This window comes from Lamprobacter sp. (assembly GCF_034860625.1).
In the GTDB taxonomy this organism is placed as follows: domain Bacteria; phylum Pseudomonadota; class Gammaproteobacteria; order Chromatiales; family Chromatiaceae; genus Lamprobacter.
On sequence record NZ_JAYESN010000194.1, the window covers coordinates 1 to 5900 of the forward strand.

The window sequence follows — 5900 nt, forward strand, 5'->3', positions numbered from 1 at the left end:
TCGGGTAAGGAGGCCGCATCGCTGCGTACCTCCTCCCCTAAGAACCGTGCATGAGACTTTCGCCTCACACGGCTCAAGCCTAAGTAAGCCTTTGTTACAAAGCCGGCAGTTCATTCAGAGCGTATTGGCTGTGAAGTTGGCGATGGCAGTTTCCATGTAAGAGTGTCAGGTTATCTAGGCGGTCTGAGCCTCCAAGGGATTTGGGTACCCTATGATGGAGTGCATTTTCCTCAGAGAGATTCAATGGTTGACGACAAATTGGACAAATCCCATCTTGCCGCCGCCAGACCGAATCGAGTTTGGTTATCCCTGTTTTATTTCCTCGCATCGCATCCGTGCGTCTTTGCTCGAAATATTCTTCCCATTGTGGGTCGAAAGGGGTTGCCTCACTCTTAACCTTGACATGTCTCTTGATCGGAGTATGGACTGTTATGGGTATTCCATTGAACCATTCTTTCCCATCCTCGTCACTATGCCATGTTCCAAACATCCAATGGCGATTCCCTACGGTGTGGAAGTACCTTTCCTTAATCCACCGTTTGCCTTTGTTTGGATGTCTTCTTTTCGCCCAAGACCAAAGCGCCTTCCATACTTCCATATCCACTCTACTGTAGGTTTCCTTTGCTACTTGCCCTTTGTGGTATTCCGCCCATCCGATTAGGATAAGTCGAAGTTCCTTTACCACTTGGTTTTGGGGAGCGGTACGGAGTTTTCCTTTGAGCAGATTCCTGACTTTATCCAGAAGGTTCGAGACGTTCTTCTTCGATGGCTTTATCAACAACTTTCCGTTGTATTTGCGGAAGTTCCAACCGAGGAAGTCAAAACCTTCCTCGATGTGACGAATTGAGGTTTTTTCGTCTGAAAGTTCCAATCCCCTTCCTTTTAGAAAGTCCCTAGCCACTTCCATTGCTTCCTCTGCGATTTCTTTCGTCGCAGCGGTGATGACAAAGTCATCGGCATATCTCACCACGTTCACTTTGGTTCTTTGGTATTCCCTTGTTGTCCTTGTGTTCCTGAAGTGATCCTTCACATGGCTCTCTAAACCGTTCAAGACGTGGTTGGCTAAGGTTGGGGAGATGATTCCCCCTTGAGGCGTGCCTGCCTCGGTGGGAAACAGGCGATCTACTCTATCTTCGATGTAACCTGCTTTAAGCCACTTCTGGAGCACCCGGAAATTCATCGGGGTGTTTTCAAGTATCCACTCATGACTGATGTTGTCGAAGCATCCGGTAATGTCAGCATCCACTACCCATGTTGCTGAATGTTTCTTAGCCAGGTTAAGATATTGTTGCCCTGCTGCATCTGCTGTTGACCTTCCAGCCCGGAATCCATACGAGTTGGGATCGGACAGGACTTCCACAATGGGTTCCAGAGTCATCAAGTAGAGGGCTTGCATAGCTCTGTCTAACATCGTGGGAATGCCCAATGGTCTCTTCCTACCGTTTGCTTTAGGGATATGTACCCGCCTAAGAGGTTGAGGTTTATATCCCGCTCCTGTCATCAGTGCGATTGCTCTGGTCTTGTCCTGGGGTGTGCCCCATAGCTCTCCATCCACCCCCGGAGTCTTCTTGCCTTTGTTCTCTGTTACCCTCTTAGGTGATTTCCGAATAACAGTTCCCCCAGCTATGATGGGATTTCCCCGAACAAACCAACCTGAGCGAATGCGACTATGCTAGCCGGAATAGAAGCGGACATCCCCCCGTTGATCCCCTCGCAAATCGAAGACCTGAAGTTGGCGAGCACCAACATGACGGGCGCCACACGTCGCTTTTTCCAGGCCAAGATGGCGCTGAAATATTGCGCGGGCAATGCGCGTCGAGCGGAACGGGTGTTTGGATGGGGCCGCGAGACCGTCCAGCTCGGGCTTCATGAGTTGCGCACCGGGATCACCTGTCTGGGGGCGCAAGAAGCCTTCTGCGGCAAACCGCTTTGGGAAGACCAGCACCCAGAGGCTGCACAGCGCTTGTGGGCGTTAGCGCGCGCTCAATCTCAGCAGGATCCCACCTTTCGCACCCCGCTGTCCTACACTCGACTAACGGCCGCCGAAGCCCTGAAACAGCTTCGCCAGCAGGGTGTTGCCGAGGAGATTCTGCCCTCCCCCTCGACGATGGCGGAGGTGCTCAATCGCAATGGCTACCGATTACGTCCTGTTCTCAAGGCCAAGCCGCAAAAGAAAATTCCCGAAACCGACGCCATCTTTGCCAACATCAAGGAAAAAGATGGTCAACAGATGGGGGATGGTACGACCAAGCGCATCAGTGTCGATTGTAAGGCCACGGTCAAGATTGGCGAGTATTCCCGTGGCGGCAAAACGCGAGGTGAGCGCCAAGCGGCTGACCACGACATGGGCTGTGAGGAGAAATACACCCCCTTTGGAATCGTTGATGAGGACGTCGGGCAACTCGCCATGCACATTGGCAGTTCCGCCAAGACCAGTGACTTCATCGTCGACAGCTTGGAGCGTTGGTGGGAGAACCTGCCGGCGAGCGAACGTGACGGCGTGTCGCTGCTCCAAATCAAACTCGACAATGGCCCAGAAAGTAGTGGCCAACGCACCCAGTTTCTGTATCGCATCGTGGCCTTTTCTGACGCCATTGGTATTCCCATCCAACTCCTCTACTATCCACCATATCACAGCAAATACAATCCAATTGAGCGCTGTTGGGGCATTCTGGAGCAACACTGGAATGGCACGCAATGAGTGGATGTCAAGACCATGCTGGAATGGGCGAAGACCATGACCTGGAAGGGGATTCATCCCATCGTAGAATTGAGCCGCACCGCCTACGAAAAAGGCATCAAACTGAGCAAAGAAGCCATGAAAGCGGTCGAGGCACGCTTGGAGCGCAGCCCGACCTTGCCCAAGTGGGACATTCTTATCCGACCTGCTTGCGGGTAAACCCTTTCGCGAAAATCACCTTAATAGCGACTACCTTAGCCGCATGTGAACGGGACAGGATGAACTGAAGCGAATGAACCTTGCTCCAATCTCCTGCTTTAACAGCCTCGACAATACGCGCTTGCAGCCTCTTAACCGTTTTGTATGCCTTGTGCCATGTGATGGAATGCCAAGGACAACGGTCGGAGACTGCGCCAGCTAGCAGCCTGTCCGACTATCAACGCAAGCCTCTGATTAATAAAGAATGCTCTCCTGAGCACAAAACATAAAGTCTATATGTATCAGTATGTTAATTCAGAAAGTCAGACAGGCTGCTATAGACTTTCAGGAAATAACTTTCAGGAAAAACGGGGCTGCAAATCTGTGTGGCATCGTGTAACATTATAACAACATCAACAACAGGAGACAAATCATGGTTTCTATTTTTTTCTCAAAAGAACTTTGCGAGCAATTAGAAAAAGTGCAGCTGGATGCGATAAAAAACAATAATCTTCACGTTTATCGTATCGCGCAAGGTTTACTTTGGATAGCGATGGGTTATTCGGCACCAGAAATTGCAAGATTATTAAAAGTAAGCGAACGAACTCCGTATAACTGGCTGAAGCAGTTTCTGGCACGTGGTCTTCGATGGTTAACGACGGAGCTTTATAAAGGGCGCGGAAGAAAGCCTAAGCTTTCAAAAAAGCAAAAGGATGAACTTTATCAATTAATCCTGGAGGGGCCGGAAAAAAATGGCTTTCGTTCGGCGATTTGGAATTCTGCAATGATTAACGAACTCATTTTTCGCCGTTATGGCGTTGTGTATAATCCTCGGTATTTGACTCGGCTTCTCAAAAAAATGGGATTGAGTTATCAAAAAGCCGCATTTGTCACTGATCGCGTGGATGATGAGAAGTACCGACAGGAACGTGAGCAATGGAAAAATGAAAAGTGGCCTGAAATTTTAGAAAAAGCCAAAAAAGAAAATGCGGTCATATTGTTTGGTGACGAGGTTTCGTTTGCGATGTGGGGTTCTTTATTTCGCACCTGGGCACCCAAGGGAGAACAACCACTTGTACCAACAAAAGGCATCAGAAAAGGCTTAAAAATGTATGGCGTGATCGAATTTGCCTCAGGTGGTTTTCATTACATGGAGGCGTTGCAATATTGCCGGGCGCACTCCCATTTTCCGGGTCACTCGTAGGCCACTGCAAAAGGGGAACAAGCCATTGATTTCATTTGGTTCCAGCGGCCTGTTTTGAAGAAAGCGCGCAGCATGAGAATCTTCTCGGCGTTGGCCTCATGCCAGAAAATACTCGCCCCCTTCAGTCGAAGGTTGACGACGCGACGGATGGCGCTTTCGACCGCACCGCTACCAATGGGCAAATGCCGAGACTTGACCTTTAAGTAATCGATACGTTGTCGATTGCCGATAAAATAATAAAGTTCGGTGGCGATGGCTTGGCTTTTCTGTTCCTGATAGACAGTTTGCAATGCGTCTAATACGGAATCGATTTGTCCTTGCGCTAAGAGACGGCGTTGTTTTTTCACCCAAGTTCGGCGCTGTTTGGCTGACCAGCCACGCCGTAATGTGGCAATCTGATGGAGATGCTCCACTGCGTGGTAGAAGTCGATCAGTTCCTGCACTTGCTCCGGTTTCAAACCGAGTTTCCCGGTCAATTGATGAACTCGATTCCAAATCCAATGTGCCCCATCGGCAACGAAAAGAACTTGTTCAGCCGCTTGGATGTCGAGCGACTGCAAGTAACCGAAAAGCAACTGAAAAAGGGCGTCCGCTCCCTGCAATCCACCATCGATGAGTGGTGCAAAGCTTTGTTCCATTTTTCCTTTTTCGTTAACAACATAAACGATAAAGAGCTTCGGCTCACGCCAGGTACCATGATAGCGATGACGTCCTTTCGCGGTTTTTGAGCCTTTTTTGTTTTCCCGCACACGAAGCCGTCCACCATCAATACTGACAACAACTCGACGGCCTTTGACTGTTTCTCCCGGGGGAAGCTGCTGGGTTTGCTGAAAGATGCGTGCCCGTTCCGCATAACCATAAGCGATTCTACGGACGACTTTTTCACCGATGGGGAGACCTTGTTCTGCTAAAACTTGGCACACCTCGTTAAATGAGCACAGCAAGGCAGCCCAGCCGCTGATCAGCGCTGCCAGCCGTGGCGTCGTACGTTCGTGGATGCCGAGCGATAACAAACCAGCATAAACACCTTTGTGCCGCTTCCCGTTTTTCCTGTCGCAATTTCGTCGGTAATAACGACCTCTTAGTGTGATTTCATGGCCGCTTGCTGTACGAATGGCGACGTTTTGATAACCCTCGCTTTTCATCTTTCCTGGCCAAGCGGCAATGATCACGGATTCTTTCGCTTTGTTTTCTTCGGAGTCTAAAAGAGACTGAAGTTGTTGTTGCAAAAGGATGGCTGCCAGATGGTTGGTTTGCTCAAGGATGTCCCGTTCCAGTGCATCGAGTGCTTCTGGGTTGTCAAGCGATTGACTGTCGCGTTGGAGTCGACCAAGATTTTCGTTTATCTTTCGTATTTCGCGGTCTGTTTCGTTTTCGTTTTCGCTTTCTTCATGGATGACTAAAATTTTCAACATGGTAGTATTCTTTATGTTTCTGTTTAAGACTTTAAGAGAGCAATTATAACACAAACTCGCTTCCGGAAAAATGGGAGTGCGCCCAGGAAGGAGAGGATTATCTGTATCCTGCCGACTGCTTTTCACCTGTTTTTCTTATAGAAGCTGTAGCAAAATCCTTAGTTACTCAGTATTCGACGCACCGATGAAATGAAAGGCGAATTCCGGGGACACGAATTCGCAATTCGCAATTGCAATTCGGGGGACAGAATTCGCAGAATTGCAGAATTCGGGGGACAGTATACTTAATTCCTCTGAGCTGGCAGGGCGCGCTGTTCGCGGCGAAAGCCGCTCCCACCCCCGCCACCAAATCGGCTAAACTCACCCCATGACAGCCGACACCCAAGCCACCGACACCAGCAAA

General features: G+C 49.6%; 4 protein-coding genes and 1 pseudogene. 2 read left to right on the top strand and 3 right to left on the bottom strand.

Features of this window, described 5'->3' with window-relative positions; all coding sequences use genetic code 11:
* Positions 1–94 precede the first annotated feature (94 nt).
* Entirely contained in the window at positions 95–1663 is a 1569-nt protein-coding gene (gene ltrA / locus VBE63_RS23695; protein ID WP_323685486.1) for a group II intron reverse transcriptase/maturase, read from the bottom strand.
* 120 nt (positions 1664–1783) lie between these two features.
* Between ltrA and VBE63_RS23700 the strand changes: the two are divergent.
* A pseudogene (locus VBE63_RS23700) lies at positions 1784–2899 on the top strand (ISAzo13 family transposase).
* On the opposite strand, the gene VBE63_RS31580 reads toward VBE63_RS23700, so the two are convergent.
* A complete protein-coding gene (locus VBE63_RS31580) occupies positions 2877–3104 on the bottom strand; it encodes a reverse transcriptase N-terminal domain-containing protein (RefSeq protein ID WP_416274651.1) in 228 nt (75 codons plus the stop codon). The pseudogene VBE63_RS23700 and the gene VBE63_RS31580 overlap by 23 nt on opposite strands.
* 207 nt (positions 3105–3311) lie before the next feature.
* Here VBE63_RS31580 and VBE63_RS23705 point away from each other — a divergent pair, with 207 nt between their 5' ends.
* Positions 3312–4082 (top strand): IS630 family transposase, encoded by a 771-nt coding sequence (locus VBE63_RS23705; protein ID WP_323685484.1) that lies wholly within the window; start codon positions 3312–3314, stop codon positions 4080–4082.
* Here VBE63_RS23705 and VBE63_RS23710 read toward each other — a convergent pair.
* Positions 4073–5497 carry a hypothetical protein gene (locus tag VBE63_RS23710; RefSeq protein WP_323685485.1) on the bottom strand — a complete coding sequence of 475 codons (1425 nt, stop codon included), beginning with the start codon at positions 5495–5497 and terminating at the stop codon, positions 4073–4075. The two genes, VBE63_RS23705 and VBE63_RS23710, sit on opposite strands and share 10 nt — an antisense overlap.
* Between the last annotated feature and the right edge of the window lie 403 nt (positions 5498–5900).